1 protein-coding gene and 1 pseudogene are annotated in these 933 nt (G+C 68.1%); both read left to right on the top strand.

Going from position 1 to position 933, the window contains the following annotated elements; translation table 11 throughout:
- Nucleotides 1-216: 216 nt before the first annotated feature.
- Entirely contained in the window at nt 217-714 is a 498-nt protein-coding gene (purE, locus tag EN969_RS32975) for a 5-(carboxyamino)imidazole ribonucleotide mutase (protein ID WP_063169171.1), read from the top strand.
- Nucleotides 711-933: pseudogene (locus tag EN969_RS32970) on the top strand (5-(carboxyamino)imidazole ribonucleotide synthase); the annotation flags it as partial. The gene purE and the pseudogene EN969_RS32970, both read left to right, overlap by 4 nt.

The raw sequence follows: 933 nt of genomic DNA, 5'->3' as shown, positions 1-933 counted from the left end.
GCGCTGGCCGCGGGACTTGCCCGTGGGCAGACCATGCGGGCGGCCATCACCGCCGCCAACGCGGCTTCGGCCTTGCTGGTCTCGACGCCAGAGGCCGAGCGCGACGGCATCTGACCGGCTGGTTTCCGTCTTGCCAGACCGCAGCAGCGGCCGCCTATCCTTGCGGCCTCGCGCGAATTCCGCTAAGGCGCGCCTTTGTCGCCGGGGAACACGGACTTGGACGATCAACGCGCCGACGTCGCCATCATCATGGGCAGCCAGTCCGACTGGGCGACGATGCGCCATGCCGCCGAAACGCTGGAAGCACTTGGCATCCCGCACAAGCGGCTCATCATCTCCGCGCATCGTACACCGGACCGGCTCTATGATTTCGCCAAGGGCGCCAAGGCGGCCGGTTACCAGGTGATCATCGCCGGCGCCGGCGGTGCAGCACACCTGCCCGGCATGACGGCGGCGATGACGCCATTGCCGGTGTTCGGCGTGCCGGTGGAATCGAAAGCGCTTTCCGGGCAGGATTCGCTGCTGTCCATCGTCCAGATGCCAGCCGGCATTCCCGTTGGAACGCTGGCCATAGGCAAGGCTGGGGCCGCCAACGCAGCCCTTTTGGCCGCCGCCGTGCTGGCCCTGAACGATGACAGCCTTGCCGTCCGTCTGGATGCCTGGCGCGCCGCGCAGACTGCCAAGGTCGCGGCTGAACCGACGGATACGCCGTGAGCCTGCCCGCCGGATCGACCATCGGTATCATTGGCGGCGGCCAGCTCGGCCGCATGCTGGCTGTTGCTGCCGCCCGTCTCGGCTACCGCACCGTGGTGCTGGAGCCGCAAGCGGATTGCCCGGCCGCACAGGTCGCCAACCGGCAGATAACAGCCGCCTATGACGACCCGGCCGCCCTTGCCGACCTGGCAGCGTCAAGTTCCGTCATCACCTACGAGT

Origin of the sequence: Mesorhizobium sp. M7A.F.Ca.CA.003.01.2.1 (assembly GCF_003998945.1) — a bacterium.
Classification (GTDB): domain Bacteria; phylum Pseudomonadota; class Alphaproteobacteria; order Rhizobiales; family Rhizobiaceae; genus Mesorhizobium; species Mesorhizobium ciceri.
This window is presented reverse-complemented; position numbering and strand designations above follow the sequence as displayed.